Source organism: Cellulomonas pasadenensis, from assembly GCF_047229365.1.
Taxonomy (GTDB): domain Bacteria; phylum Actinomycetota; class Actinomycetes; order Actinomycetales; family Cellulomonadaceae; genus Cellulomonas.
The window spans coordinates 15,887-42,674 of the sequence record NZ_JBFTEP010000006.1; the positions used below are offsets into that span (position 1 = coordinate 15,887).

At 72.8% G+C, this 26,788-nt stretch carries 29 protein-coding genes, 1 pseudogene and 1 riboswitch; of the genes and pseudogenes, 13 read left to right on the plus strand and 17 right to left on the minus strand.

Features of this window, described 5'->3' with window-relative positions; all coding sequences use genetic code 11:
- The first annotated feature begins 47 nt into the window (after positions 1-47).
- The 3 genes from AB6N23_RS01880 (at position 48) to AB6N23_RS01890 (ending at position 2,074) form a co-directional block, all read left to right on the plus strand.
- The gene (locus tag AB6N23_RS01880) at positions 48-203 is read left to right on the plus strand and encodes a hypothetical protein (RefSeq protein WP_412864208.1); all 156 of its coding nucleotides are present in this window, start codon (positions 48-50) and stop codon (positions 201-203) included.
- The gene (locus tag AB6N23_RS01885) at positions 200-1,225 is read left to right on the plus strand and encodes a hypothetical protein (RefSeq protein ID WP_412864210.1); all 1,026 of its coding nucleotides are present in this window, start codon (positions 200-202) and stop codon (positions 1,223-1,225) included. The genes AB6N23_RS01880 and AB6N23_RS01885 overlap by 4 nt, the downstream gene beginning before the upstream one ends.
- A gap of 303 nt (positions 1,226-1,528) precedes the next feature.
- Positions 1,529-2,074: a hypothetical protein gene (locus AB6N23_RS01890; RefSeq protein ID WP_412864212.1), complete on the plus strand. Its 546-nt coding sequence runs from the start codon at positions 1,529-1,531 to the stop codon at positions 2,072-2,074.
- Here the strand turns inward: AB6N23_RS01890 and AB6N23_RS01895 are convergent.
- Both AB6N23_RS01895 and AB6N23_RS01900 read right to left on the minus strand, forming a co-directional pair.
- Complete coding sequence (locus tag AB6N23_RS01895) at positions 2,052-2,339, minus strand: hypothetical protein (RefSeq protein ID WP_412864214.1); 288 nt, start codon at positions 2,337-2,339, stop codon at positions 2,052-2,054. The two genes, AB6N23_RS01890 and AB6N23_RS01895, sit on opposite strands and share 23 nt — an antisense overlap.
- A 548-nt stretch (positions 2,340-2,887) precedes the next feature.
- The gene (locus AB6N23_RS01900; RefSeq protein ID WP_412864216.1) at positions 2,888-3,238 is read right to left on the minus strand and encodes a hypothetical protein; all 351 of its coding nucleotides are present in this window, start codon (positions 3,236-3,238) and stop codon (positions 2,888-2,890) included.
- A 198-nt stretch (positions 3,239-3,436) separates the two neighbouring features.
- On the opposite strand from AB6N23_RS01900, the gene AB6N23_RS01905 reads away from it, so the two are divergent.
- Both AB6N23_RS01905 and AB6N23_RS01910 read left to right on the plus strand, forming a co-directional pair.
- Positions 3,437-3,742 carry a hypothetical protein gene (locus AB6N23_RS01905; RefSeq protein ID WP_412864218.1) on the plus strand — a complete coding sequence of 102 codons (306 nt, stop codon included), beginning with the start codon at positions 3,437-3,439 and terminating at the stop codon, positions 3,740-3,742.
- 50 nt (positions 3,743-3,792) lie between these two features.
- The gene (locus AB6N23_RS01910; protein WP_412864220.1) at positions 3,793-5,025 is read left to right on the plus strand and encodes a DNA-methyltransferase; all 1,233 of its coding nucleotides are present in this window, start codon (positions 3,793-3,795) and stop codon (positions 5,023-5,025) included.
- Between the two features lie 22 nt (positions 5,026-5,047).
- Here AB6N23_RS01910 and AB6N23_RS01915 read toward each other — a convergent pair whose 3' ends face one another.
- The 3 genes from AB6N23_RS01915 to AB6N23_RS01925 all read right to left on the minus strand — a co-directional run bounded on the left by AB6N23_RS01915 (position 5,048) and on the right by AB6N23_RS01925 (position 9,246).
- On the minus strand, positions 5,048-5,890 hold the full coding sequence (locus tag AB6N23_RS01915; protein ID WP_412864221.1) for a hypothetical protein: 843 nt from the start codon (positions 5,888-5,890) through the stop codon (positions 5,048-5,050).
- Positions 5,891-6,275: 385 nt separating this feature from the next.
- Positions 6,276-8,144 carry an AAA family ATPase gene (locus AB6N23_RS01920; RefSeq protein WP_412864223.1) on the minus strand — a complete coding sequence of 623 codons (1,869 nt, stop codon included), beginning with the start codon at positions 8,142-8,144 and terminating at the stop codon, positions 6,276-6,278.
- A gap of 52 nt (positions 8,145-8,196) precedes the next feature.
- Positions 8,197-9,246, minus strand: coding sequence for a hypothetical protein (locus AB6N23_RS01925; protein WP_412864225.1), 1,050 nt, complete (start codon positions 9,244-9,246; stop codon positions 8,197-8,199).
- Positions 9,247-9,494: 248 nt separating this feature from the next.
- Between AB6N23_RS01925 and AB6N23_RS01930 the strand changes: the two genes are divergently transcribed.
- On the plus strand, positions 9,495-10,064 hold the full coding sequence (locus AB6N23_RS01930; RefSeq protein WP_412864227.1) for a recombinase family protein: 570 nt from the start codon (positions 9,495-9,497) through the stop codon (positions 10,062-10,064).
- Between the two features lie 225 nt (positions 10,065-10,289).
- On the plus strand, positions 10,290-10,742 hold the full coding sequence (locus tag AB6N23_RS01935; RefSeq protein ID WP_412864229.1) for a hypothetical protein: 453 nt from the start codon (positions 10,290-10,292) through the stop codon (positions 10,740-10,742).
- 16 nt (positions 10,743-10,758) lie between these two features.
- Here the strand turns inward: AB6N23_RS01935 and AB6N23_RS01940 are convergent, their stop codons facing one another.
- Complete coding sequence (locus AB6N23_RS01940) at positions 10,759-12,279, minus strand: hypothetical protein (protein WP_412864231.1); 1,521 nt, start codon at positions 12,277-12,279, stop codon at positions 10,759-10,761.
- Positions 12,276-12,608 carry a hypothetical protein gene (locus tag AB6N23_RS01945; protein ID WP_412864233.1) on the minus strand — a complete coding sequence of 111 codons (333 nt, stop codon included), beginning with the start codon at positions 12,606-12,608 and terminating at the stop codon, positions 12,276-12,278. Before AB6N23_RS01945 ends, AB6N23_RS01940 begins: the two co-directional genes overlap by 4 nt.
- Before the next feature lie 481 nt (positions 12,609-13,089).
- On the opposite strand from AB6N23_RS01945, the gene AB6N23_RS01950 reads away from it, so the two are divergent.
- Both AB6N23_RS01950 and AB6N23_RS01955 read left to right on the plus strand, forming a co-directional pair.
- Entirely contained in the window at positions 13,090-14,472 is a 1,383-nt protein-coding gene (locus AB6N23_RS01950; RefSeq protein WP_412864235.1) for a ParB/RepB/Spo0J family partition protein, read from the plus strand.
- A gap of 405 nt (positions 14,473-14,877) precedes the next feature.
- Positions 14,878-15,354 (plus strand): hypothetical protein, encoded by a 477-nt coding sequence (locus AB6N23_RS01955; RefSeq protein WP_412864237.1) that lies wholly within the window; start codon positions 14,878-14,880, stop codon positions 15,352-15,354.
- On the opposite strand, the gene AB6N23_RS01960 is transcribed toward AB6N23_RS01955, so the two are convergent.
- The 3 genes from AB6N23_RS01960 to AB6N23_RS01970 are packed head-to-tail and all read right to left on the minus strand — an operon-like array spanning position 15,351 to position 17,013.
- Positions 15,351-16,457, minus strand: coding sequence for a DUF4192 family protein (locus AB6N23_RS01960; RefSeq protein WP_412864239.1), 1,107 nt, complete (start codon positions 16,455-16,457; stop codon positions 15,351-15,353). The genes AB6N23_RS01955 and AB6N23_RS01960 overlap by 4 nt on opposite strands.
- A complete protein-coding gene (locus tag AB6N23_RS01965; protein ID WP_412864241.1) occupies positions 16,454-16,612 on the minus strand; it encodes a hypothetical protein in 159 nt (52 codons plus the stop codon). The genes AB6N23_RS01960 and AB6N23_RS01965 overlap by 4 nt, the downstream gene beginning before the upstream one ends.
- Complete coding sequence (locus AB6N23_RS01970; RefSeq protein WP_412864243.1) at positions 16,609-17,013, minus strand: hypothetical protein; 405 nt, start codon at positions 17,011-17,013, stop codon at positions 16,609-16,611. Before AB6N23_RS01970 ends, AB6N23_RS01965 begins: the two co-directional genes overlap by 4 nt.
- A 132-nt stretch (positions 17,014-17,145) precedes the next feature.
- Between AB6N23_RS01970 and AB6N23_RS01975 the strand changes: the two genes are divergently transcribed.
- The 3 genes from AB6N23_RS01975 to AB6N23_RS01985 are packed head-to-tail and all read left to right on the plus strand — an operon-like array spanning position 17,146 to position 20,229.
- Entirely contained in the window at positions 17,146-17,646 is a 501-nt protein-coding gene (locus AB6N23_RS01975) for a MobC family plasmid mobilization relaxosome protein (RefSeq protein WP_412864245.1), read from the plus strand.
- Positions 17,643-19,367: a relaxase/mobilization nuclease domain-containing protein gene (locus AB6N23_RS01980; protein ID WP_412864247.1), complete on the plus strand. Its 1,725-nt coding sequence runs from the start codon at positions 17,643-17,645 to the stop codon at positions 19,365-19,367. Before AB6N23_RS01975 ends, AB6N23_RS01980 begins: the two co-directional genes overlap by 4 nt.
- 13 nt (positions 19,368-19,380) lie before the next feature.
- The gene (locus AB6N23_RS01985) at positions 19,381-20,229 is read left to right on the plus strand and encodes a hypothetical protein (protein WP_412864249.1); all 849 of its coding nucleotides are present in this window, start codon (positions 19,381-19,383) and stop codon (positions 20,227-20,229) included.
- A 15-nt stretch (positions 20,230-20,244) separates the two neighbouring features.
- On the opposite strand, the pseudogene ccsB reads toward AB6N23_RS01985, so the two are convergent.
- The 7 genes and pseudogenes from ccsB to AB6N23_RS02020 all read right to left on the minus strand — a co-directional run bounded on the left by ccsB (position 20,245) and on the right by AB6N23_RS02020 (position 25,917).
- Positions 20,245-20,948: pseudogene (ccsB, locus tag AB6N23_RS01990) on the minus strand (c-type cytochrome biogenesis protein CcsB).
- Between the two features lie 576 nt (positions 20,949-21,524).
- The gene (locus AB6N23_RS01995; RefSeq protein WP_412864251.1) at positions 21,525-22,442 is read right to left on the minus strand and encodes a cation diffusion facilitator family transporter; all 918 of its coding nucleotides are present in this window, start codon (positions 22,440-22,442) and stop codon (positions 21,525-21,527) included.
- Positions 22,439-23,035, minus strand: a complete 597-nt coding sequence (locus tag AB6N23_RS02000; protein WP_412864253.1) for a methyltransferase family protein — start codon at positions 23,033-23,035, stop codon at positions 22,439-22,441. The genes AB6N23_RS01995 and AB6N23_RS02000 overlap by 4 nt, the downstream gene beginning before the upstream one ends.
- 42 nt (positions 23,036-23,077) lie before the next feature.
- Positions 23,078-23,728 carry a cation diffusion facilitator family transporter gene (locus AB6N23_RS02005; protein WP_412864255.1) on the minus strand — a complete coding sequence of 217 codons (651 nt, stop codon included), beginning with the start codon at positions 23,726-23,728 and terminating at the stop codon, positions 23,078-23,080.
- The gene (locus tag AB6N23_RS02010; protein WP_412864288.1) at positions 23,725-24,111 is read right to left on the minus strand and encodes an ArsR/SmtB family transcription factor; all 387 of its coding nucleotides are present in this window, start codon (positions 24,109-24,111) and stop codon (positions 23,725-23,727) included. The genes AB6N23_RS02005 and AB6N23_RS02010 overlap by 4 nt, the downstream gene beginning before the upstream one ends.
- A 63-nt stretch (positions 24,112-24,174) precedes the next feature.
- Positions 24,175-24,969, minus strand: coding sequence for a cytochrome c biogenesis CcdA family protein (locus tag AB6N23_RS02015; RefSeq protein ID WP_412864257.1), 795 nt, complete (start codon positions 24,967-24,969; stop codon positions 24,175-24,177).
- 165 nt (positions 24,970-25,134) lie between these two features.
- Entirely contained in the window at positions 25,135-25,917 is a 783-nt protein-coding gene (locus tag AB6N23_RS02020; RefSeq protein ID WP_412864259.1) for a C40 family peptidase, read from the minus strand.
- 7 nt (positions 25,918-25,924) lie between these two features.
- A riboswitch (cyclic di-AMP (ydaO/yuaA leader) is annotated at positions 25,925-26,088 on the minus strand.
- A gap of 506 nt (positions 26,089-26,594) precedes the next feature.
- Between AB6N23_RS02020 and AB6N23_RS02025 the strand changes: the two genes are divergently transcribed.
- Positions 26,595-26,786 carry a hypothetical protein gene (locus AB6N23_RS02025; RefSeq protein WP_412864261.1) on the plus strand — a complete coding sequence of 64 codons (192 nt, stop codon included), beginning with the start codon at positions 26,595-26,597 and terminating at the stop codon, positions 26,784-26,786.
- Positions 26,787-26,788: the final 2 nt, after the last annotated feature.

A 26,788-nucleotide genomic window follows, 5' to 3' on the forward strand; every position in this document is an offset into this window, starting at 1 on the left:
AGCACCGCCGGGGGCGAGGAACCCACCACTGCAACTGGAGGATCCCCATGACCATCATCGCGCACCCCACGCTCGGTGAGCGGCCCGCGGCGCCCGTCGCACGCCCGGTGCCGGCGCCCGCACCTGCGGTCACGCAGGCCGAGCGCAACGACCCGCTGGCGCTGGCCCGCGCGGTCGGCGTCGTCGCGGCGAGCAGCCGGTGACCGCGCACCCGGCCGGCGTCCTGGCCGCCGCGCGTGCGCGCCGGCAGGCGACCGCGGTGGCCGCGGTCGGCGCGCTCGTCCCGACGATCCTGGCCGCGCAGGGCATGACGGCCTTGGCCGTCGACGTGCTCGGTTTCGCACCGCTGGCCGCGGTCGCCTTGGCCGGGTTCCTGGAGCTCGCGCTGCTCTCCTCGGCGCTGCTAGCCCGCGCCGCGGCGCTGACCGGACGGCCCGGGGGAGCCGACGCCGTCGCCGTCTGGGTCGTGTCAGCCACCTCTGGGGTGCTGGCCGGCGTGCACGAGCTCGTCGTCACCACGCCCGACGGATCCTCGAGGTGGAGCACCGACCCCGGCTCGCTTCTGGCGGCCGCGGTGCGCGCCGTCGCGCCCTTGGTTGCGGCATGGCTGTGGGACCGGGTGCTGCAGGCCGCCCGTGCCGAGCACGCCGAACGCACCCTGGTCGAGGTGCGCCGCGACCGGCGGCTGCTCGACGTCGCACGCCGTGCACTGCTGGTGCGCCGCCTCGACGCTGCAGGGCGCTCGCGCACCCGACAGGCGCGGCGCGCCCGCCGGCGCCTGGACCGCGCGCACCTAGCGGCGCTGCGCGTCGCGCCACCGACGTCGACGCTTCTCGACGTGCTCGCGGCCGTCGGGCAAGTCGACCACCTGCCGGCCGCGACCAGCGTCAGCCAACCGGCCGCGCCGCTGGCGTCCCCCCGCGGTGTGTCCGGCTCGCCGGCGCCCGCCCTCGCCGAGCGGTGCGCGGTGGCCGCCGCCGTGCCCGCTGGCGGTGCCGGCACGGTGACCGAGCATGTCGCTGCCTACGACGGTGGCCGGCCACCCATGGCCGACACCTCGGACACCCTCGCGCTGGCCGTCTCGATCGTCCGGACTGACCCCGCGGTGTCCGGTGCCGGCCTCGCGGCCGAGCTGGCGCGCCGCGGTTGCCCGGTCAGCACCCGCTCCGGGCAGCGCTGGCGGGCGCGCGCCGTGGCGGCGCTGACCGCCGAGGAGAAGGCGTAAGCACGGCCTGGGCTGGCGCATCCGCCGGCGACGCGCGCGTCCGTCTCACGCATCTGATATGGCGCGAGATCATGGCGCCGGCCTCGCCGGATTGTCGCCCAGCCGTGACGGCTACATGTGAGACCGTCCCGAGCGTGTGAGGCTAGAGAACGAGGGGGAGCCGTCGTGAGTCCGCTGCGCCGCGTGCGCTGGAGCGAGGTCGTTCCCGCGGCCCGCATGGTCGCCGGCGCCTACGCCCGCGCACCGCTACCGCACGCAGGCCGGCGGACACGGGCCGTCCTGACCGCCTTGGCGACGTGCGCCATGGTCGTGCTGCTGGCCGTCTACCGACCGTTCCTGCGGCGCTGGACCGACCCGCACCGGCCCGAGCGAGCGACCCTCGTCTCGATCGTCCCGCGCGGTGGAGAGGCTGCTGCGACGCTGCGCGGGGTGGTCGGGATATTCGTGCCCGGCGTCGTCCTGCTCCCGTTCGCGTCGTTCGTGCCGGAGCACCCGCTCGTGCGCCTCGTGCACGGTCTGGCCTTCGTCCTCGTAATGCTCGCCCTGCTCGTCGGTGTGCTCGCCATCGCCGTCGGCGGCTTCGTCCCGCTGCTGCCCTACCCCGGGAAGATCCGCCGGTCCGGGCCAGGGGTGCCCGGCACCCAGCTGACGATCAACCTCGCCGCGTCCACCAGCAGCGGCGGCATGCGCGCGGTGCGCGCCTACCTGCTCGAGCACCACGGCGGCCAGCGGCTGACCGTGCGCGCACGCGACGAACGCGCCCTCGCGCTCTACCGCGCGCTGGGTCTGGAGGTCGTCGACCCCGGCGCCGGCCGGATGACCGGCATCATCCCGGCCGACGCCCGTTGACCCGCGCCTGCGCGGCCAGGCGTTCGCGTGCCGCCTGCCGAACCCTCGACGAGGTGTCCGCCGCCAGCACTTCCAGCGCCGTCGCAGGGCAACGCGGGTGCACCGCAACGTGCAGCCGGGTGGCCTCGTCCGCGCACGTCGCGTAGCGGCCGACCACGCCGCTCGTCACAGCCGGATGGGCGAGCACCGCGACGTCGAGCCGGTCGAAGTGCACGACGTCGACGAGGCAGGCCGGCAGCTTGCTCGTCTGCTCGTGCTGTGCCACGACTAGGGCATGGTCATCGACTCGTTGCGCGGGCGGCGGCTGCGCGGCGACGAGGAGACGACGGCGGACGTCTACCCGCCGGGTCGCCGCCCGCGTATCAACGTCGAGGGCCGCTGACTCAGCGCCTCTCCGGTGAGGAGCCATGCGCTGCCGTCGGGCCGGCCGGCGGGCGCTCTTGGACGGCCCGCCGTACGGCCGGCGACGGGTCGACGGCGAGCACGTCGAGGGCCGTCGCCGGGCACCGCGGGTGCCTCGCAACCCGTAGCCGGGTGCCCTCGCTACGACTCGTCGCGTAGCGGCTCACCACGCCCTCGGGGACGGCCGGGTGATCTAGGACGGCGGCGATCAGTTCTAGGTCGGGGTCGCGGTCCTGGTAGCCCGGTGCGACCGCTGCGAGGTCGTCGGCGGTCGACGTCGGATCGCGCGCGACCGCGAGCCGTTCGTCACGGGTACCGCCGATCGCGATGGACCACGCGGGACGTCGGGGACGAGAGCTGCGCACGTCCTCGAGTGTGTCGCGCAGCTCCGACAGGAGGACCGACGCCGGGTCACCAGCCGTCGGATGCCTCGAACCCTCCAAGGACCCCGAAGTTCCCGCACTTCTGGCAGCGCCAGGCTTCCGCGCCTGCCCCCACGAAGCCGGCGATCTCGTCCACGCGGGCGCGCTGGTCCTCGCTCACGGCCGCGCGCAGGCCGCCGAGGTCCGACCACAGGAGGTCGGACCCACCGCACTCGTCGCACGTGCGCCGCGCGAGCCGCGAAAATCCGCCGGGCGTCGCGAGCGCAGCCGATGCGTCAGCGTCGTCGAGCCACCGGACCGAGGCCGCCGGTGTGCCGGCGGTCGACGGCGTGCGCCGGGCTTCCTTCGCTTCCTTGCGGCGCTGCGCGTTCCGTCCCATGCGCACGCACGGTAGTCGCGGGCCCGGGCCGATCCCTGCCGCGCCGCGCGGGGCGCGCCCGCCGTCACCCATGCGCCGCCCTGCGGCTGCCGTCATCCGAAGGGTGCGCCCGTGGGCGGCCCGGCCGCTGCGCGAGCGCGTCAACGACCGGCGGCATGTCGTGGACAGTAGGAGATCTCCGCGAGATAGGGTCTCATCGTGCCAAGCCACCGCGTCCTGACGCTGTCGTTCGAACTGCACGTGCCCGAAGGGCTTCGCGCGAACATCAGAGGCGCCCGGATCGATGCCGCGATCGCTGCCCTTAAGTCGGCAGTTCAGGCGCTAGCTCCGACGCAGTTCCCCTGGGCAGATCGAATCGTGGTCCGGTCAGAGTGGTCGTATCGCTGGCTCGACAGCACCGACGTCATCACCATGCCAGCCACAGCTGACAACACGGTGGACGAGGACGCGGCGGTGGGCGTCGACACTGATCTCGACGGCCTGGGGCTAGGAGAAGAGCGGTGACAAAGCGCGCAACGTCCAGGCCTCTGCCGGACGTGAAGCCGGTGACGCCCGTGGCCCGGCTCGACCGAACGCGGTACGCCGGCTCACCGGCGCAGGTGCCGATCGAAGACGTCGCGGCCGTCGTAGGCATGTCTAAGACGTTTGTCCGACGCGCGCTTGGCGCCCCGGTCACCGCGGTCACGGCGGACCAAGTGCTCGAGCTGCTGGACCAGGACGCGTACGCCGAGACGTTCGTGCGCCGCAGCCAGGTGCTCGACTACCTGTTCTCCCCACGGCCCGAGGTTGGGCCGCGGGGAGAATCGGTCGGTCTTGCCGACCAGCAGGAGTTCGAGCTGTTTGAGGGCGACGCGCTCGACCTCATCCCGCGCATGGCCGCCGGGAGCGTCGACTGCGTCGTCACCTCGACTCCGTACTGGGCCATGCGTGTCTACAAGGCCTCGCACTTCGTCACCTGGGCGGACGGCGAGGTCTGCCCTTACGGGCACGAACAGACCCCCGAGGGGTTCATCCGGCACACCACCGAGCTGCTCTACAAGTTGATGCCCGTCCTCGCGGATCACGGGAGCATCTGGTGGAACGTGATGGACACCTTCAACACCCGCACGCAGATCAGAGGCAACGCCGCAGAGGCGCTCCGCGCGATGCAGGGCCACGACCGGCGCGCGTGGGCGGAGCACGAGAGCCGGCGCTACAGCGCTGGCCACGCCTACCTCAAGGACGGGGAGCAGTGCCAGATCCCGCCTCAGATCGCAGCGCGCGCCAGCCGCCTGGGCTACTACGTGAAGAGCACCATCACCTGGGCGAAGCCCTACACCACCCCCGAGCCGCAGAACTCCCGGGTGAGCCGAAGCCTGGAGTACATCCTCCACCTCTCCAAGCACCGCACTCCCCGGTTCAGCCGAGACGCCTACCGGCAGCTGCCCCCCACGCTCGGGGGCCGCAACACCCTCCTCGAGACCGACAAGCTGTCGGACGTCTGGCGACTGGCTACCTCGCAGGGCGGCGGCCACGGCGCCCAGTTCCCGCTCGCGCTGCCTGCGCGGTGCATCGGCCTGACGACCAACGTGGGTGACGTCGTGCTCGACCCGTTCGTTGGAAGCGGTACGAGCGGCGTAGCCGCCCGATCGCTCGGCCGCCGATTCCTGGGGATCGATGTCGCACCTGAGTACCTCGCCCAGGCGGAGGAGTCGATCAGCATGGTCGAGTCGACCGCGTTTGGCGCTTACGGAGAGCACGCTCGCTCCCACGACGGCGTCCCGGTCACCCGGGCAGCGAAGGCCTGATCGGGCGAAACGACTCGCGCGCTCAGGTCGGACTCAAGCTCAGGAACTCGCGCACCACCCCAGGGAGCGCGGCAGGAGAGGTGACGCCCACCCGTCGAGCGACGTGCGGTCCGTGAAGGCTCGTAGCGCTCGAGCCGGCGACGACCCCATCCGGTCCGACGACATAGGTCCAGACCTCGTCAGCGATGTCGACCCGGAGCTCGCTCGCGTAGGCCAACGCCTGGAGGTAGCCGTTGCGACCGACGTAGCGAGCGTCTCCAAACTTGCACTCGAGCACCAGGGCGCGACGCCTCGTGACGTCGAGGAGGAGGATGTCGGGTCCGATCGCGCTTGCTTGCATCCCGAGCGCGCGAAGGGCCTCCCGGTAAGGAAATCGGGTCGCGTGACGGTTCCACACCCCGGCTGCTTCGAACCAGACCTCGAGCGGCTGTGATCCGCCAGGCCGGTGAGCGAGGTACTGCGGGCGCCCGCCGGTGGCGGACAGGGGAGCGCGCCATTGCAGCTTTGCACCGTCATCCCGCAGCGCCCCGAGAACCTCGCCGAGCACGCCGATGTGGAACAGCCTCCACCGCAGGCTCTCCAGTGGGTAGATCACCTCGAGGGCAAGATCTTCGAGGTGCTGCTGATAGCGCAGGTAGGTCGTGCTCACCGGTGCCAGCAGGTTCCATGGAGGACCCGCACGGGCAACGGCAGCCAGGTCGGCGGTAGCCGGCTGTGGCGCGGGATCATCTCCGGCGTACAGCTCAAACAGGCGAGCGGCCACCTCCATCTGGCGTTCGATTGTCGCGGCAGCACCCGGGAGGACCGCGGTGGCGTGACGAACGGTGGACAGCACCTGTGGAAGAGTCCAGCGCAGCGTGCTCACCAAGAGTTCGTCGGCCTGAGAGGTTCGCTTCCGCCCGATAAACGTAGACGGGGGCCATCCGTGACGTCGGGCGGTCTGGGCCCAGTCGGTAGGACGTAGGGGTCGCGCCGACACCACCCGGTGTGCGCTTGTCGCCGCGGGCAGCGCCTCGGTCCAGTCGCGCAAGCGCGTTGGCCATCGCGCGAGCTGCGGCTCCAGCTGCTCCAGAAGCACCCGGTGGGCTCTGCGCATGACGTCGCGATCGCTCCACTGGCGCTCAGCGAGTGGCGTGTCGTCCTCGCCCTCGACCGCCGCAAGGTCAGCCCAGAGGGTGGAACTGAGTGACCCCTGGCCGCTCCAGCCGCCGAGCAGCTCTCGAAGGCGACCGGTCGGCACCGGATACGAGTCAGCCGAGGTAGACACGGTGCTCGACGACCCAAGCCCACTGTCGGGGGCTCAGCGCCGCCGGCGAGCCCTCCGTGACCTTCTGGCCAAGGAGCTCGATGGTGTCCGTGTCGTAGGTCGAGAGGTACTTCCCGACCCGCACGAGGTACGCCTCAGCAAGCAGCTCGTCGAGCAGCTCGCCATCGCTCGAGGCCGTCTCTTGCGCCGGCGCACCGGCCTGCTCGTCCACCGGTGCGTCTTCGTCGAGTGTCGCGTCGACCGCCGGCGCCTCCCCCTCGACGTCTGTTTCAACGTCCTCGTCGACGGCCGCCGCCGTGGGCCGGTGCGAGGACAGCACGTACTCGATCATCCGCAGGAACACCGCCGGTCCCAACTGCGTCGTGGGGTCCTGGAAGTGGGCTCGGTACAGAGCGGCCACACGCTGCGAGAGGCTGGCGGGCAACGGGGCCGCAGCGGCGTCCTCCTGGCGCTCGAGGAGCGTCACGAACTGATCGGGATCCAGTGGCGGAACCGGCACGATGGCGAACCGCCGGCTCAGTGCGACGCCGAATCGGAAGACCCGCTGCGCGTCCTGCGGGTTGTAGGTGCCCAGCAGGCGCCAGTCCGTCCCGGCGTTGAAGGCGACCTCCGTGACCTTGCCTTCCTCCACTGCCAGGCCCTCGACGGGCGCGACGGTGCTTGCCGGCGAGCCGATGTTCCATCCCAGAGCGACCCGCGTGCGGTCAGCCGGGCCCAGAGTGCCGAGCTCGACGGGGTCCATCGAGAGCCAGGTGAGCAACGCGCCAAAGATCTTGTCCATGTCGGCGCGGTTCGTCTCGTCCAGTAGAAGCCAGCGGTCGGCTTCGATCGCATCAAGGACCGCTCCGGAGCTGTAGCGCAGCCCGTTGGCTGTGGGTGCGTGCCCACCGATCAGCTCAAAGCTCGTCCAGCTCTCGTCCGGCGTCCTCGTCAGTGGCAGCCGCGGCGGTGCGCTCAGCCCCAGAAGCCCCGGATCCTCCTGCGCGCGGGCGATAAGCCGCTTGAGCAAGGTGTTCTTGCCGCTTCCCGGAGGCCCCACCAAGAGCACTGCCCGATAGGTGCGCACCGCCGTCTCGAGCATCCGCTCCACACGTGAATCGACGACGACATCCCCCACGATGTCGTAGGACGTTCCAGCCACCGCCTCCGTCCGTTGCTGAGGTGTCACCGCCCCAGCTGCGGGTAGCACCGAGGTGGGCAGTCGCTCCGGATGAAATTCGTCGGCAGGGTCGGCTGCAAGCAGTGGTACTCCGAGCGGCTGCCTCGTGCTGAAGGCGTCAAGCTCGCTGTCAGGTAGCGGAGTGACGTCCCCCGACTCGTTCACCGTCCCTAGGAAGTCCCGTAACGATTCCCTTGCTGCCGTCTCGTCATCCAAACTCTGTTCGCGTAGCAACGCGGCCGCGAGAGCGAGCCAGGATGGGCGCCGGTCGCCCCGGCCAGTCTCTTGGAGCAAGGCGCTGAGGACTTGCGGAGCGTCGGACCGAAGTCCACCGCGGATGTCAGGCGCCCGGTCGCGACGCGGACGATCGAACTCTTCGAAGAGGGAACGAGCGAGCGTCTCACCACGAGTCGTGGTGTTCCACACGGTGTTCCGACCCGCGTCCTCAAGCGGCCCCCAGAAGCCGTTCGGCCGGAACATGTAGCAGCGGCCCTGCTCGGGACGGCTGGGAAGCAAGCCGAACAGCTCCACGGCGACGTCGTCGACGTTGCGGATGGACGCCGGCAGGCCACGGCGGCGCAGGCGGCAGGCCACGAGGAGCGACTCGAGGGCCGACGCCTGTTCCGTGCGGAGGCCGAGTTCGCGGGAGTGGCGGATCGCAGTCGCGACGGCAGTAGTGCTTGGACGGGGCACACGGTCAGCCTACGGAGTCCGTATCCCCATGCTGGCCGGCTCAGGGCAACTCTCAGTCGATCGGGTCAAAGTCGACCATCCTGGAGATGGGGAAAGAGATCAGCGGGGCGCCTAGAAGGCCGACATCGTCGAGTGGGTTTGCCGCGACCAGTGCAGCACGGGCGTCATCGACGCTTGCACCGGTGTCGTGGACATCCCCGACCTGTAGGGCAGCATCTCCTGCAACCTCGAGCAGGATTTTGACGACCTCATGGACTGGGCGGTCTCGCCAGCGATGAAGCTGACGGCCGATGCCGCTGGCATCCTGCTGCAACGGCGTTCCAGGGACCGCCAGATGGCGCGTGAACGCCTTGCTGACGTCCAAGAGCACGACCTTGGATAGGGCCAGATAGCGCCCGTCAACCGGGACCTTCACTATCACCGCCCCGCTCTCGGGGTCTCGCATCACTCCGGCCGCGCGACGCTCGGTGGCGGTCACCCCGATGCGCGGAGGGTGCTGCGTCGACGCCGCGTCGGAGAGCGACTTCGCCAAGTGGATCGGGTTGCTCTTCAGCGAGGTCGCGACCCACCGGTCCTCGGCGCCGATCAGGAGGTCAGCCTTCCAGGTGTGAGTGTCCATGGACGTTAGAAGCTTCGCCACGTGAGGCGGCCTGCCGCGGCGGCCCGTGGCGAGGGCAGCCTTCGCCGGCAAGTCGGGTGAGTACTGCACTAGCCGCCCGCGCTCCGCGGCCACTAGGACCGCTTGCGGGCGGTCGATGCGAACATCGAGCAGCACTAACGCGTCCGACAGCATTTGCGCAATCAGCGCATCAGCTCCATTTGCGCCCAGTAGGAGGCTCCACTCAAAAACGTCGCCGACGAGGCCAGCGTCGTCGTCACGGAACGCCATCGCCAGGCCGAGGATTGAAAGCTCAGTGGCGCTCTTTACCTTGAAGGCAGCGCACTTTTCCTTGCTGACTTGCTCGCACGCAGCCAATAAGACGGCGGCCAGTAGGGCGGCGGTCCGCGGGTCGAGGGTTCCGCGGTCCGCGAGCGGGATATCCCATGAAGCCGAACGACCCAGTTGGACGAAGGTCAGGGGCGTGGTCGCGTTGCTGTCCACCGCCGAAGTGTCGCACGCGCCCAGGCGTAGCCGAGCAAGGTCCTCGAGTTGCCTGGGATCACGGCGAGATGGCAGTAGGACGCGCCGCGGTGTCCACCGAACCGACTTCCGTCTGTCGCCCGCAAACGACCGTTACCGGCCAGCCAGGAGCGGCCGCCCGACACGCCCGGTCGTGAGTGGCCGAAACTCGTGGTCGAAACTGGCGCGGTGGCCGGCCACCGGCCGCCGCGTTCCGTACGGTGCGGGCCATGACTCTGCTCGGCTACGCGCGCGTCTCGACCGACTTGCAGACCCCGGCGCTGCAGCTCGACGCGCTGGCGGCCGCGGGCTGTGGCCGGACGTGGACCGACCACGCGAGCGGCGCGCGGGAGGCGCGGCCGGCCCTTGCCGCGCTGCTCGACTACGCACGCGAGGGCGACACCCTCGTCGTGTGGCGCCTGGACCGGCTGGGCCGGTCGGTGTCGCACCTGGTGTCCGTCGTTGCCGAACTGCAGGAGCGCGCCGTCGGGTTCCGATCGCTGACGGAGGCAATCGACACCACGACGTCGGCCGGGCGGCTGCAGCTGCACCTGTTCGCGGCGCTGGCCGAGTTCGAGCGCGACGTGATCAGGGCGCGCACGGTCGCCGGCCTGGACGCGGCTCGGGCGCGTGGCCGGACAGGCGGCCGGCCCACGGTCATGACGGGAGAGCGCCGCGTGGCGGCCGACGAGCTCTTGGCCAAGCCGGGCGCGACGGTGGCCGGCGTCGCGCGAACCCTGGGCGTCTCGCGGGCGTCGCTGCGTCGCTACCTCGAGGTGAGGGCGGCGAGCACCCGGTGACCGCGTGAGCCACGGAGCGCTTGACCGTAGGGAGGCCCGCCGGGCTCCATGCGCGGCATGACCACCGCTAGCACCCTGAGGGGGACGTTCCACCCTCTCGGCGGCCCTGTCGGGCATCCCGCTTTTTCCCGGCGAAGGACTGTGAACAGTCCTTCGAAGCGCGTGCACGCCAGTCGACCCGGCGTCGACAACAACTCCAACGACCCGCGGTCGATGGTACGAAACATGACGGGGACCGAGCAGGCGCAGCCTCACGGCGGCGACGCGGCTGCGCATGCCTGCCCTGCGGAGGATCCGACCATCGCGGCCGCGATCATCCAGGCGGAGGCGACCGTCCGCGCGGCCGCCATCCAGGCGGAGGCGACCGTCCGCGCGGCCGCCATCCAGGCGGAGGCGACCGTCAGCGCGGCCACGCCCCAGGCCCAGGCGACCGTCCGCGCGGCCACCATCCAGAAGTGGGCAGCCATCGTCGTCGCGCTGATAACGCTGGTTGGGGCGATCGCGGTGGCGATCGTTGGCGCACCCGCGCCGCCGCCGGCGGCACCGTCGGTGTGTACGCCTGCCGTGCCGGCTCCTCCCGCGACGCCGCCGCCTGATCGGTACGTGATTCGGCAGGCCCAGGTGACGACCGCGTGCGGCGGCCTGGCTGAGCCGGCGGCCGCCGCGGCGATGGGCTGAGGTCCGGCCCGGCGGCTCAGCGGGCCGGCGGTTCCTTGCCCTTGCCCTTGTTCGTCGGGACCCCGCCGCTGCGCTGTGGGCGCCGCAGGAGGTAGTCGTGGGTGGCGGCCTCGACGGCCGGCGAGGGGAACGACGCCGCACGTAGTCGAGCCAGGTCGGCGCGGGTGAGCGTGTCGCGCGCGGGGGGACCGAGCAGGGAGCTCGTCGAGGCGGTGCGGTCGGGCGTTGCCGCGGTGACGGCGCGGTCGAGGTCGGCACGCGACTGCCCGGGTACGGCGTCGCCAGCGGTCGAGCTGACGGGCGTCGTCTCGAGCAGAGCTCGAGCGGCGGGCAGGAGCACTGGCGCCGTGGTCGCGTCGATGCGGGCCCACTGCTGCACGGCCCGGCGGACGCCACCGGGCCCGGGCATCGCGAGCTCGCGGCCGTGGGCGACCAGGTAGGTCGCGTCGGTGGCGCCGGCGCGTACGTGTGTGGCGATCTTGTGGTCGATCGCGTGCAGCACGTCGAGGGCCTGGTCTCGCTCGGCGGGGGTCACGGCCGTGACGTCGACGAGCAGCGCCCGGGCTTGCTCGGAGTCGAGCAGCGCGAGGGCAGGTCCGCCGAGCTTCCCGCCGAGGTTGGTGGTGGCCTCGACGAGCTGGCGGTACCGCGCACGGCGCGTGCCGAGTGCCGGGTCGTCGCCGGTGATGCGCGCGAGGTCGTGGGTGAGCGCTGCCTGCGATCGCACGAGCAGGCGCATCGCCTCACCGTTGGGCCGCGCGTCGAGCCGTGCGGCGGTGTTGCGCAGGGCGGCCAGGACACCGGGCATGCCGGGGCGGACGGGCCCAGGGGTCACCTCGGGGGCGGCACGGTGGCCGCGCTCGTCGACGGTGGTGGGCAGGTCGTGCGCGCGGGTCCAGCGCCGGCACAGCTCGAGTGCGTTGAGCAGCCCGTCGGTGCTGACCTCGCGGCGGCCGCTCAGATTCCTGGCACCGCCGAGGCGGTGCCAGCCGGGGCGGCCCCCGATGCGCACGTCGAGCAGGATGAGCGCGTTGGTCAGGGCGGCGTTGTCGTCGACCACGCGCAGCCGCTCGGCGTAGTTGCGGCCGGGGGACGTGCCGGTGATGTCGGGGCGCCCGGGCGTGCGGGGATGTAGCTGGGGAAGACGCGCGACGGCGTCGAACTCGCGGTCCAGGCCGATGGTCGCGGCGACCGCGGCCTGTCGCCAGGACTCGACGGTGGGGTTCGGGTTCATCGTCCCGAGGTCGAGCGTCGAGGCCGCGGGCGTGAGGGTCGTCGTCGCCACGGCGATGCGGTTGAGGTGGTCCGCGAAGTGCCGCGCGGGACCCCACCGGACGTCGGCGCGTGCGACGTCGTCGGGCACGACGGCCTGGGTGGTGCGGTTGATCCAGGTGAGCACCGAGGCGCGGTAGGCCTGCACCAGCCGGCTCTCCTCGGCCGTCAACGGGCGTTGGGTACGGGCACGTGGCACGTCGGCGTCGACCAGCAGGTCGCTGAGCGCGGTGCGCAGCGCCGTGGCGGTCTGGGCGTAGGTCATGAGCGGGCGCCGAGGTCGTCGGCCTGCGGGTCGCCCTCCCACACCTGGTCGAGGTTGCCGATCAGCAGGCCCACCTCGAGCGCGTCGACGTAGCCACCGTCGCGCAGTTCCTCGAGCGCGCGGCGCGTGGCCTGGTAGTACCCGGCGCGAGGGCCGGCGCCGGCGTCGCCGGCTTCGGCCAGGTCCTCGGGTGCGTGCAGCTGCTCGAGGGCGGTCATCAGGTCGACGTAGCGCACCCAGGCGGGGTTCGTGTCGTCGGTGGACCGTGTGAGGGCGGCCAGGTTCGTACGGGCGGCCGCGTACGCGCCGTGGTGTCGTTCGTCCAGCACGCGATCACTCCACCTTCGCTCGAGGGGCCGCTGCACGGCCCGAAATGCCGGATGCTCGCCGCCCAACGTAGGGCACCGGTCACCGGTGTCTCATCGGCGCGCAGCCGCGGTGGTGGACAACCGGCCACGGGGCCCGGGTGGAGTCTGCTCGGCCAAGGGCCCCCGAGGGGTCGGGCCGCTGCGCGGCCCGGCTACCTGCTGGGCGCTGCGCGCCGCGCGCAGCTGTCGGGGTGGCCGGGTCGCTTCCGCGTCTCGCCGGGCCGGTAGCACCCCTGCGCCTCCCACCAAGCCGGCCCCCGCCGCCGCCCCGGGTGGTGGTCCGGGACGGTGCTCCGCACCAAGGGTGGCCGGGTTGGGCAGGTCGGGGCGGCGGGGGCCGGCTTGGTCGGAGCCTCTGCTCCGGGTCGCTACCTCGCGCCTGCCGGTGAGGCCCGAAAGACACGGGCGCTCACCGGCCGACCGACACGACCAGGAGAACCACATGACCACCAACGCCACCCCGTCCACGCCCACCGTGGTCGACGTCGACCCGCGCACCCTGCTGGTCGAGAAGAACGTGCGCACGGACGCCGCCCTGGACGCGGAGTTCGTCGCGTCGATCCGGGACCTGGGCGTCCTGACGCCGGTCCTGGTGCACCGCACGCCCGAAGGGCTGCGCGTGCGGGCCGGGCAGCGTCGCACCCTGGGCGCCATCGAGGCCGGGCGGGAGACGATCCCGGCACTGGTCGTCGAGGGCGACGACGACCAGGCGCAGCGGCTCGTCGAGCAGTGGAGCGAGAACCACCACCGCCGCGGCCTGTCGACGGCGGACGACGCGGCGGTGTTCGAGCAGCTGGCGCTGCTCGGCCTGTCGGCCGCGCAGATCGCCAAGCGCACCCACGCCAAGAAGGCGCACGTGACGGCGGCCCTGACGGTGCGCTCGTCGCAGATCGCCAGCGCGGCCACCGAGCGGTACGGCCTGACGCTGGACCAGGCCGCGGTCGTGGCCGAGTTCGAGGACGACCCCGAGACGGTCAAGGCGCTGACCGTCGCCGCGGTCAAGCAGCCCGGCCAGTTCGCGCACGTGGCGCAGCGCGCTCGCGACGAGCGCGAGCGTGCGGCCGCGCGCGCGGCGCTCGTGGAGGACCTGACCGGTCAGGGCATCACCGTCGTCGAGGGCCGCGGGGACCTGACCGAGCTGTACGACCTGGCGGGGCAGGACGGCGCCGCGCTGAGCGAGGAGGAGCACGCGACCTGCCCGGGACGCGGCGCGCGCGTGGCCTCGACGTGGGACGGCACGCTGGTCGTGGTCCACGGGTGCACCGCACCGCAGGACCACGGCCACGTGCGGCGCTTCGGTGGTGGCGCGGCTGCGGTCAGCGACGAGGAGGCGGCCGCGGCCAAGGAGGCCGAGCGGGCCGAGCGTCGTCGGGTCATCGAGAACAACAAGGCGTGGCGGTCCGCCGAGACGGTGCGCCGGCAGTGGCTGGCCGCGTTCGCCAAGCGCAAGAGCGCACCGTCGGACGCCGCCGCGTTCCTCGCCGTGGCGCTCACCCGACTGTCGAGCGTGGCCGACCTCGACAAGGCGACGCGCGAGCGGGGGAACCCGCTGGCACGCACGCTGCTCGGCCTGCCGGACGCCCCGGCCGGGTACTACGCCACGGACGAGGTGTTCGCCGGCGCCGTGGCCAAGGCCAGCGGCCCGCGCGCGCAGATGATCGCCCTCGTGGTCGTGCTCGCAGCGATCGAGCAGAACACGGGCGTGCACACCTGGCGGCACCCCTCCGCGCACGTCGGGGCCTACTTCACCGCGCTGCGCGCCTGGGGCTACGACCTGTCCGACGTCGAGGCAGAGGTGATCCCGCCGGCAGACGCTCCCGAGTGATGGCGTGCGTGCCCGGCCTGGTCGGCATCGAGCCGACCAGGCCGGGCGGCGGGTCACCACGGATTGGGGCCAGCGGGCACCCCGGCCGCGGCGCGCGGGTCGTAGTGGTGCGTGCACCGCAAGGAGGCCGTGCACGGGCCGCGCGCGCCCTACGTGAGATGCGTACGGGAGGCGAGGGTGCGGCCCGTGTGCGGACGGTCCGCCGGGTCCCGCTGTCCACCTGTGGGCGGCCGGAGCCGCGGAGCGGTTGGGCTCGGGCCGTCCACAGGTGGGCAGGGGGGGCGGGAGGTGACGGCTCGGGCGCCCCCTCGGACGGGTGCGAGTGACGATGCTGCGCACGGCGAGCTGTGCCGTCTGCGTTCCACCTGCCCTAGCCTCGCCTCCATGTCAGGCGCTCCTGCTTGGGTGAGTTACGCGGCACTGCTCCTGTCCGCCGGGTCGCTCCTTGTCGCCGCACTCGCGTACCGCGCGGGCGGACCGCGCCTGCGCCTGCACTCGTACCGAATCGCGGACTCGGCGCCCACCCCCTTCCCGCGCGGTGTGCCCGTGGAGCTCACGGTTGTGAACTCTGGCCGGGCAGCCGTCACCATCGAGGGATTCCACGTCACGCACCCCGAGGGCCGTCGACCGCTGGCGCACGTCCGTGACGCTCACGGCCCGGACCTGCCGCACCGGCTCGACGCCCACTCGAGCGCGACCTGGATCGTCGACGCGTTGCCCGCTGCCCGGGCCGTCGAGCAGAAGAGCGGCGGGCAGGACGACATGCTCGTGGGCCCAGCGCAGTTCCGATTCGTCGTTCGCGCGGGGAACGGCCAGGAGGCGCGCGAAAGCTACTCCTACACGGCCGTGCGGTTCATCGCCGAGGCAGGGCGGCGCGACTAGCGTTCGGGGCCGTCAAGTTCGCGGCCGCCCGTCGCCTTGCGGGCAGGTGCGAAGGCGCCGGTCGAGGGCGCACGCGCGGCGCTGGGTGTGTGCGGGAAGGACGCCGACCGCATGCTGCTCGCGCGGTCGCTGTGCCACTGGACATCGGCCTTGGCGAGCCCGTCTTCGGCCGTCGGCAGCAGGATCGTGCGGAGGTGTCGCGGGTCGGCGCCGGTGCGTGCGCTGGCGCGCACGAGCTCGGCGAGCCGGTGCTCGGGAGCGGCGGGGTTGACGTGCTGCAGCACGGCGTTGACGAGGGCGGTGTGCTGGCCGTTGAAGAACAGCGCGGCGCCGGCCGCAGCGGCGGTGGCCGAGCGCAGTTCGAGCGGGGCGGCCCGGTAGGTGCGTACGAGCGCGTCCACGCGGGCCGCGTCGCCGGCGGCGTGCAGCAGCACGGCGTCGCGCACGGGTCGGGAGTCGGCGACCATCGCCGCGATCGTGCTCATGGCGGTGGTGTGCTGCGGGCCGGACGGGCCGGGTGCGGCGAGTAGGTCGAGTGCTCGGCGTGCCGCGTCGGCGCGCAGCGACGGCTCGAGGTCGCGCGCGCCGCGCGCGGCTTGCTCGGTGAGCGGAGCGAACGCCGGCTCGGTGTCCGGTGTCATGCGCGCAGCGAGTTCTGCTCGTGATGCGGCGGGTGCCTGCAGGCCTTGCAGGACCGCCACCGCCGCGACGTCGGGCAGCGGCCGCGCCGGTGTCCACGCCTCGCCCGGCCGGGACACGGCCACGGTGTCACGGTCGACGTGGACCAGGAGCGGGACGCCGAGGTCGGCCGTGGCGAGGGTGGCGTCGGCCACCGCCTGGGCGCGCTCGGGTCCGTCCTTGCCGTACCCGATGACGAGCAGCGTGGACGCCTCGTAGGTGCGCGCCGGTGGGACGACCTCGGCGGCGATCGCCTCGGCCGCCGTGCGGGTGTCCGTGCCGTGTGGCCAGGTGGCCGGCATGACCGGTCCGGGCACCAGCTGCGCGTCGAGCGCGACGACGACCACGTGCTCGTCGCTGAGCTCGTAGCCCACGGTGTAGGGCAGGAGGGCGACGTACCGCTCGAGCGGGTCGCTGTCGCTCACGACGACGCCTCGCTGTCGTCGTGTCCGGACAGGTCGAGGGGAACGCGACGGGTGGTGCGCACGACGTCGACGGTCACCGCGGGCCGGTCCGCCGGCGTGTCCGCGGTGGCCGCCAGGTGCTCGTCGAGGCGCTGCTCGACGGGTGACTCGCTCATGCCGCGCCACCGTCCCCCGAGGTGGCCGGACCGGTGTCCGGACGCGCGCCAGCACCGTGCGTGGTGCCGTTGTCGGACGCGGGAGTCGCAGCGCCGCGGCGGGATGCTCGTCGTTGCGTGCGTCGGACCTTGTCCGGTGCGTCGAAGCCGATCTTGCGCAGCTCGTCGGCGGTCCAGCCGGCGCCTTCCGCGGCGCGGTACGCGCGGACGTCGTCACGCTCGGCGTCGCTGACGCGGCGCGCGATCTGCGCCTGGAGCTCTGCCAGTTCGCGCGCGCCCTGCTCGCGCACGTCTGCGACGTGCTGGCGTGCCACGGCGAGGGTCCGGATCGACTCGATCCGGGCCTCCTGTGCGCGGGTTGCTCGTGCGACTGCTTCGTCCACCGTCACGTTCGTTGCCATGTCCGAATGCTACGGATCGTCCGGCGCCGGCAACACCCCTGCACGACGATGCGTGCAGGTCACACCGCCGACAGCAGCATGACAACCTCAGCGGTGCCCCGGCGGAGCAAGCTATACACTTAGGTTCCCTAAGTGGCTTGTGACCTCGACCTCGAGGCCGAGGTCGGGCACACTGGTCGTGTGGTCCCCGCACAGGGCGGGGTCGCTGCGCTGGGCCGAAGGGCGGTGACAACGGTGAGCGATGACGCTCCTGCGGGTCGCCTGTTCGCGCGTCGCCGGCGCGCGAACGTGGCGGGCGGTCGCCAGCATCACCACAAGGTGAAGGTGACGCCCGAGGAAGAGGGCATGCTGCTGCGCCTGGCTGAGGCGCAGCGCGTGACGATCCCGCGCCTGCTGGTGGAGTCGACACTGGGTGCGGCGACGTCGGAGACGCCCACGCAGCGGCGCGACGCGATCGCGGAGCTGTTCCGTCTGCACCGGCTGCTGGCGGCCATCTCGAACAACGTGAACCAGATGGCCAAGGCCACCAACGCGACGGGGCAGGTGCAGGACGAGCTCGAGGCGACGCTGCGCGCGGTGCGGCGCACCGCGGAGCGCATCGATGCGGCGATCGACGGGTTGTCGCTGTCGTGATGCCGAACGTCGTGCGCGGTGACCGCATGGCCGGCCTGATGACGTACCTGGTCGGTCCGGGGCGCGCGAACGAGCACACCGAGCCGCACCTGGTCGCCGGCGACGGCGCGATGCTGGCGTGGCACGACGACGCGGAGCTGAGCCGCGACGGGGCCCTGGCGATCGCACGGCACCTGGACCGGCCGAGGAAGGCCACCGGTGTCGAGGTGACCGGGGGGCACGTGTGGCACTGCTCGCTGTCGCTGCGCGCCGAGGAGGGCGCGCTGAGCGATGAGCAGTGGCGCGCGATCGCGGACGACTTCGTGCGTGCGATGGACTTCGACGACGCCGAGGGCACGAAGGCGCCGTGCCGGTGGGTCGCGGTGCGTCACGGGGTGTCGACGAACGGGAACGACCACATCCACCTGGTGGTCAACCTGGTGCGCGAGGACGGCACCAAGGCGTCGGTGCACAACGACTTCAAGCGCGCGCAGACCGCGGCCCGTGCGTTGGAGGTCAAGCACGGGTTGGAGCCGTTGGAGTCGACGCGCGCCGAGCGCGCAACGCGTGGCTACGACCCGGCCGAGCGCGAGGCGCAGGCCCGCGCCCGGGCGCGGGCCAAGTACGAGCGGACGACGACCCGGCGCGGCGCGAGCGCGCCGGCGTGGACGGCGCTGCCCGGTGCGGACCGGCAAGCGCGGATCGCGGCCGAGCTGCGCACCGACCAGCCGCGATACCTGGTCGCACTCAAGGTCCGCGCGGCGGCCACCGCGAGCAACGACGAGGCCGAGTTCGTGCGCCGGATGCGCCGCAGCGGACTGCTCGTGCGGGCGCGGTTCGCGGACGGTCGCACCGACGTCGTGACGGGCTACTCGGTAGCCGAGCGGCCCGTCGCCGGCGAACGGCCAATCTGGTACGGCGGTGGTCACCTGGCGCGGGACCTGACCCTGCCGCGGTTGCGCGACGGGTGGCCGGACACCCCGACCGGCGCGAGCCAGGCCGCGGCCGAGTGGACCGCGGCCAAGCGCGGCCGGCGCGTGGTCGCACCCGGACGTGAGACGAGCGCACCGGACCCCGAGGCGTGGGCCCTGCAGAACGAGGAGCTGCGCGCGCTCGTCGAGCGCCTGCGCGCCGTGCCGGTCGACGACCGGGACACCTGGGCCACCGTCGCCCGGCAGACCGCCGGCGCGCTCGCCGCGTGGTCGAACGCGACGGAGGAGACCCCCGGTGACCTCGCCGCGGCCGCCGACGCGCTGTCCCGCTCGGCGCAGACCTACGGGCGCACGGTGCCACCGACGAAGGCCGGCACGGTCGCCATCTCCGGCGCCGCGATGCTGCTCGCCAGCGCCACGCGCGGCGGGCAGGGGACGGTCGCGCAGGCGGCGATGATCCGCTCCCTGCTCCGGCTCACCCAGGCCGTCCACGAGGCTGCCGCCGCGGCCGAGCAGACCCGGCACGCGCAGCTGCTCGCGCACGACACCCGCGCGCGGCTGGTGCGTGTGCGCGACGCCCTGCCCAAGCCCGTCGACGTCGCCGGCGCGCAGCCAGCCGGTGCGAGGACCGCGGTCCTCGAGCGCCCCCCGGTGACGCTCGATCCCGAGGCGCAGGCGGTGCTCGACCTGCTGCGCGCCGGGCAGGCGCGCGACGCCACCCCGGCGACGTCGCCGATCCCGAACGACGTCGAGCCGACGCGCGCGCGGCAGACCACACAGCGGGCCGCAGAGCGCGGCCCGGAGCGGTAGAAGGGGGCACGTCATGGCGGAGGAGACGGACGGCATCGAGGAGGCGTTCGAAGGTCAGCTGCGGGTGCTGGTGACGGCGGCCGCGCAGGTCGGAGAGCGCATCGTGCGGGCCCGCGAAGAAGCGCAGCGGCGCGCGCAGGCGACCAGCGAGCAGGAAGCGCGCGAGCTGGGGTCGCGGCTCGCGGCCGAGCAGCGCGCGGCACGTGCCGAGCTCGGCAACGTGTACCGGTCGGACTGGTGGGACCGCGCCACCCCCGAGCAGATCGGGCACACCTACCAGGTGGCCCGGGCGTGGTCGCAGGAGGACCCCGAGGCGGTGCGCGCCGAGAGCCGGATGCGCGACGAGCTGCGCACCCGGTACGGCGTGGACGTGAACCAGACGCACGCGGACCCGGCCGCGGTCCGCGCCGCCGTCGAGCGCGCCGAGCACGATCGGGCGCAGGCCGACGCCGACCGCGTCCGCGCGGCCGCGGACAGCGCCGAGGCGGCCCGGCTGGTGCAGCAGGCGGACCGCGAGGACGCACGCGCCGAGCAGGCCCGCGCGGCCGCCGAGCACGAGCCCGACCCTGACCAGCGGGCGCGCGCGACGGCCGACGCTGACCAGCGCGAGACGAGCGCCGGCGGCGCGCGTGAGGAGGGCCGCTCGCCGTACGACAGCGCGGAGCGGCGCAGCGCGACGGCGAGTGAGCTGGAAGCCAAGGGCATCGACCGGGAGCTGGTGGCGAGCCGGATGCACGCCGACGTCGCCCAGGCCAAGCCGGCGGGCGAGGCGGTGAAGGGCGCCCCGGCGGTCGCGGGCGCGAAGGCCCGCAAGGGGCGCGGCCGCGGCCCGCAGGTGCAGCGCACCGGTCTCGACCGCTGATGCCGGGCGCCGCGTTCAGATTCCGGAGTACGAGTGCTTGCCGTTGACGAAGAGGTTCACCAGCGTGAAGTTGGCCAGGACGACGGCGTAGCCGATCCAGACCAGGTAGGCGGCGCGTCGCCCGATCCATCCGCGCGTGGTGCGGGCGTGCAGGTAGGCGGCGTAGACGACCCAGGCGACGAACGTGGCGACTTCCTTGGGGTCCCATCCCCAGTACCGGCCCCATGCTTGCTCGGCCCACACCGCGCCACCGATAAGCGTGAGGTCCACAAGATGAACCCGACGGCGTTGAGCCGGAACGACAACGCCTTGAGGCGTTGCGCGGAGGGTGCGGTGCTCAGCCAGCTCCACGCAGGGGCCGTGATCGCCCAGCGCCGAAGCGGGCGGCGCAGCCCTTCGGCGACGCTCCAGGGGCGGGTCAGCCGGGAGCGGCCCGTTTCGCGTCCGTCCTGGAGGACCTGCAGCACCGAGACAGCGAACGCGACGGTGAAGATGCCGGTGGCGGCGATCGCGACGCCGACGTGGATCACGAGCCAGTAGCTCTGCAGCGCGGGCTGGACCTGATCGGCGCGCACGAAGAACGCGTTGAGGGCGAGGACGAGCGCAATCACGGCCAGCCCCATGACCACCACCCCGACGAAGGGGATGGCACGGGCGCGGCGGGTGGCCAGGAAGACGGCGACCGCGACGGCGACGCCGATGAGGGAGAACTCGTACATGTTCGCGGTCGGTGAGCGGCCTGCCGCGACGCCGCGCAGCACGATGCCGGTGAGCAGGAGCACCGCGCCGAGCGTCGTCGTGGAGCGCGCGACGCCTGCCGCTCGCCCGCCTGCGACCGGTGTCACCTCGCCGGGGCTGATGGGCGCGCCGGCAGGGGCCGGGGTGGAGGTCGCGAGCGCCGCGCGTGGCTGCGCAGGGCGAGAGCCCTTGGATGGCGCCGTCCCTGCCAGGGCCGGCTCGGCATGGGGCTGCGCCGGCGCCGCGCCGCGGTGGGTGCGTCCGGCGGCCTCGGCCACATGTGAGAGGGCGACGGAGTACGCGATCAGCGCGACCGTGAAGGTCGTCGCTGCGCCCCAGATCAGTACGGTGCTGATGTCTCCGACGTCCACCCGTTCCCTCTCGTCCTCCCCCGGGGCGCGCGCCCTTCTACTGGGCGCGGTCGACAGCTGCGCGGGGTCACCGCGTGTGCAAGGGGGTTTGCGAGGCTATGCGCCGGCGGCGCCGGAGTCGGTGATCGGGCGGCGGTCTTCAGGGAACCTTCAGCGCCTGAGCGCACGGCGCCGCGCAGGCGGGACTTAGTCGTGGTGCGCGCTCTCGTGCGAGCGGTGGCCGACCGGCTCGAGCTGCAGGGTGCAGTGCTCCATCGCGAAGTGTTCACCGAGGCACTCGTCGAGCGCGTCCAGGACCGCACCGGGGCGTCCCTGGTCGATGCACTCGTCGTCGACGACGACGTGCGCCGACAGGGCGGTGACGCCGCTGGTGATCGTCCAGGCGTGCAGGTCGTGCACGTCGACGACGCCGGGTACCTCGCGCATGTGGTCGCGGACCTGCTCGAGGTCCAGGCCCTTGGGTGTGGCCTCGAGCAGGACGTCGACGACGTCGCGCAGCAGGGACCAGACGCGCGGGATGATGAACACCCCGATCGCGACGGAGGCGATGACGTCGGCGCGGGTGTACCCGGTGGTGGCGATGACGATGCCGGCGATGATGACGGCGATCGAGCCGACCAGGTCACCGAGGACCTCGAGGTAGGCGCCGCGCACGTTGAGGCTCTCGTGCTGGCCGGTGCGCAGGATCAGCAGGCTGGCCAGGTTCGCCACGGCGCCGGCGACCGCGACGGTGAGCATGAGTCCGGTCGCGACCTCGGGTGGGTCGTTCCAGCGTTGCACCGCCTCGACGATGACCCAGATCGCCAACCCGCCCAGCAGCAGCGCGTTGGCCAGGGCGGCGAGGATCTCGGCGCGCTGCAGCCCGTAGGTGCGGGTGTTCGTCGCGGGCCGTGCGGCCAGGGTGCTGGCGACCAGGGCGATCGCGACGCCGGTGGCGTCGGTGAGCATGTGCCCCGCGTCGGCGAGCAGGGCCAGCGAGCCCGAGACCAGTCCGCCGACGACCTGGGCGCCGACGACGCTGAGGGTGATGACCAGCACCAGGACCAAGCGCTTGCGGTGCTGGGCGGTCGCGGTGCCGTGCCTGTGGGTGTGCCCGGCGCTCATCGTGCGTTCTCTCCTTCGGTGGCAAGCACCTGCCGCCGCCGCCCGATCCCGGGGACGAACCGCCCGACGCGTGCGGTGTAGTGGGCGTACTGCTGGCCGTGAACCTGGCGCAGGTACGGCTCCTCGACGACGCGGACCTGCAGCTCGACGGCGAGCACGAGGCTGACCAGGGCCGCGACGGTCACCAGGGTGGGGGCGAGCAGGCCCACGCCGGTCAGCGCGGTGATCATGGCGGTGAAGATCGGGTTGCGCACGAGCGCGAACGCGCCGGTGGTCACCAGGCTCGTGCGCTCGCCCGGGTCGACGCCGATGCGCCAGGAGGTGCCCATCGCGGACTGCGCCCCGAGCACCGCGGCGAACCCGAGCACCGCCGCGACCAGGCCCACCCAGCGCAGCGCTGCCGGCAGGGCGGCCGGCTGCGGTCCGATGCCGGCCACGGCGAGCGCCGGGCCGGCGGCGCCGAGCACGACCGCGGCCGCGAACAGCACCCCGCCCCACCACTGCGCCGATCCGGGCTCCCCGGACAGGCCCAGGTAGCCGCTGGTGCCGGTGCGTCGTCGGTGCAGCCAGGTCCGCACGCCGAACGCCGCCACGACCCCGAGCAGGTACAGGCCAGCGCGAGGTCGGCCGCGGTCTCAGTCGTCATCGTCGTCGTCCTCGACCAGCTCGCCCTCCCAGGCCTCCTTGCCTTCGTGGATCGCGAACGCCGCGATCACGAACGCCGCGACCGGGTCCAGCCACGCGGCGCCGGTCAGCGCGTAGAGCCCGACGCCGGCCAAGGTGGAGATGCTCAGCAGCACGCAGATCCGCGTCTCGGCGGCGTCGGCGAGGATCAGGTTGTCCCTGAGCCGCAGGCCGACCGTGCGCTTCATCGCGGCCAGCACGGGCATGACGATGATCGAGGCCACGAGCAGCGCGATCGCCAGCGGCGAGCTGTCGGGAGCCTCGCCGTCGATCAGGCTGCGGATGCCCTCGATGGTGACGTAGGCGGCCAGGACGAAGAACGTCACGGCGACGGCCTTGAGCGCCAGCCGCTCCTTGCGCTCGTCCGCCTCGCCGTGGCGCAGCCGCGCGGACAGGCGCAGCGCGACCAGGACGCCCGCGATCGACTCGATCGCGGAGTCGACGCCGAACCCGACCACCGACACCAGCCCGGCCAACAGGCCGGCGGTGATCGCGACGGCACCCTCGACGACGTTGTACGCGACGGTGAACTGCGCCAGGCGCAGCCCGCGGCGGGTCAGGCGTTCGACCTCGACGACGTCGAGCTCGCCGGTCGCGCTCATGCCGTCACCTGCTCGCTGCCGGCCGCGGCGGTGCCGAAGGTCGGGCACAGCGTGACCGCATCGCCGGTCAGTGCCAGCAGCCGCTCGGCGGCCGCGAGCAGGTCCATCAGCGCCTCGGGGTGGTTGAGGCTAAACACCGAGGCGCGGCCCTGTGGGCGTGAGCTGACCAGGCCGCAGTCACGCAGGCACGCCAGGTGCTTGGACACCGTGGACTGCGCCAGGCCCAGGTGCTCGGTCAGGTCGACCACCCGGTGCTCCCCCAGGGCCAGGTGGCGCAGGATCGTCAGCCGCGAGGGATCGCTGAAGCCGTGGAACAGGCACACCGCGGCCTCGAACGCGTGCGACTCGTCCACCGCGACCTCATCGCGCCCGGTCTCTATCATCGCCATAACTCGATGATAGGGCCAGATGGTGTGACCAAGGCAAGCCTCAGGTGTCGCGTCGGGTCACACGGGCGGCTGGAAGACCGCAATGGCGCCCTGCAGGGCCTCGGTCCATCGGCTCCACAGGCCGGTGACCAGCGCCAGGCCGATGAGGATGAGGAACGCCCCGCCGGCGCGGGAGATGGCCAGGCGGTGGCGGCGCACCAGGTCGAGCACGCGGCTGCTGCGCTGGACGCCGGCGGCCACCAGGACGAACGGCACCCCGAGTCCGAGCGCGTACGCGCCGGACAGCAGCGCGCCGCGCGCCGGGGAGCCGCCCTCGAGGGACAGCGCGATGACCGCGGCCAGGGTTGGACCGATGCAGGGCGTCCAGCCGAGGCCGAAGGTGACGCCCAGGATCGGGGCGCCCCACAGCGTGGCCGGGGGCCGACGGTGGCTGCGCAGGTCGCGCTGCAGGAACGGCAGGCCGCCGAGGAAGGCGACGCCCATCACGATGACCACGCCGCCGAGGATCCTGGTGATCGGGTCCTGCCAGCGCAGCAGGGCGGCGCCGAGCGAGCCAGCGAGCACGCCGAACGTCACGAACACCGCCGCGAAGCCGACGACGAACAGCGCGACGCCGAGGACCAGGCGTCGACGCGAGGGGACGAGGCGATCGCGGTCCGCGTCCGGTGCCGGGACGCCGGTGGGAACGCTCTGGGCGGTCAGGCCACCGAGGTAGCCCAGGTACCCAGGGACCAGCGGCAGCACGCACGGCGAGGCGAACGAGACCACACCGGCGATGGCTGCGACCAGGACGGCGAGCACGACCGGGCCCGAGAAGGCGGTGGTGGCGAACAGGGAGCCGATGTCGGACATGGGTGGTGCGTGGTCCTCGAGCAGTGGATCGGGTGGTCGGTGCGGGTGCGGGGGTGGTCTCGCTCAGCACGTCGTCGACCATCGTCCGCAGTGTCGAGGCCTCGGCCAGTCCGATGATCCGCCCGGCCACGCGCCCCTGGGCGTCCAGGCCACGCGCTGGTGTGGTCAGCCGACGCGGATGAAGGTGGGGTTGGCCTGCCAGATGTCGCGGATCTGGATGGTCTTGCCGGGGACGGGTGCGTCGACCTGCTGGTTGCCGCCGGCGTAGATCGCGATGTGGCCGGGGGTCCAGATGAGGTCTCCGGGCTGGGCCTGGTCGCGCGGGACCACGGTGCCGGCGTAGCGCTGCTCGCTGGAGGTGCGTGGTAGGGAGATGCCGACCTGGGTGTAGACGTAGGAGGTGAAGCCGGAGCAGTCGAACCCGGCGGGGGTCGTGCCGCCCCACACGTAGGGGGTCCCGACGAGGCTGGCGGCGATCTCGACGATCGCGTTGCCGCTCGCGCTGGCCGGTGCGGGGGCGCCGATCGGCTCCTCGACGCTCACCGACTCCTGGACGTCCTGCTCCGCGCCGACGGCCTCGTCTTCCTCGATCTGGGGTGAGGCCTGCGGCTGGGCGACGACGGGCGCCGGAGGGGGCGGTGCAACGGCTGTGACGACGGGCGCGTCGATGGTGAACGTCGCCGTGGCCGGTGCTGACACGATCGGCGCGGCGGCGAGCAGCTCGCGCGCGGAGGCGACCAGCACGGAGGAGTCGACGCTGTGGACGTGGGCGCCGTTGGAGGACGGGGCGGCCGCGGCGGGGACGGCGAACAGGGAGACCACGAGCCCGGAGGATGCGGCGACGGCGCCGGCGCGGTGGCCGATCTGCGGCACGAGCTCGGAGACGGCGTCGTGCACGTCGGACAGGGCGGTGGTGGGCGGGCCGTCGAGACGGTGGCGTGCGGGCATGGGGTGGCTCTCCTGACGCCTGTGAGGTGAGCTGTCGGGTTCGGGCGGGAGCTGCCCGGCCGGCGTGTGCCGGCTTCACCCCGAGGGCACCGTGGTGCCCGTGGAACGGTGGTTCCCCCACTCCTGCCATGTCGTCTCGTGGGTCGTCTGGGGCGGTGGCAGGACTCGGCGTCCGCCCAGACGGCACCCGATGGAGCTCGGGCCCGCTCGACTGTAGGAAGACGACGGGGCGCTGTCATCGACCCGTCCAGCACCGCGCGGCGCGTTCTGCGGTCCCGCAGCGGTGTCTTCGAGCAGGTGAGCGCGGTGCAGCGTCGCTGAGTGCCCGATACGCCCGGGCGTCGATCTTGATCAAACCTTCATCACCGCCCAGATGCCCTGGTCCTGGGCGGCCCACCGGCGCTCGAGCGCGTCCCGGAGCCGGCGCCAGGGTGCTCGGAGATCTGATCACAGCCGCGGACGTCGTAGCGTCCTGCGCCGTGACCCACGACCCATCCGACGCTGACCACGCACGCACGCCTGCGCTGACGGCGTGCTCGTTGTGCTGTGGGGAGACGCTCGGGGAGGACGATTCCCGCCCGGGCGGTCAGCACCGACGCCTGGAGGACCTGCAGGCGCGAGGACTAACCCGGGTGACGTGGGTCGAGTGCCTGGACTAGTGCAACCGTGGTGATGTCGTGGTCGCCCGCCCGCGCCGCCGTTCGCCGCAGCACTCCCCCGTGTGGTTCGCGCAGCTCGCCGGCGACACGGCCACGGACGAGCTCGCGACCTGGCTGCAGGCCGGCGGGCCCGGGGAGTCCCCGGTCCCTCGACTGTTGTCCGGCCTGGTCGTGCAGCGCAGCATGGGAGAGCAGGATCCGACCGACTGAGC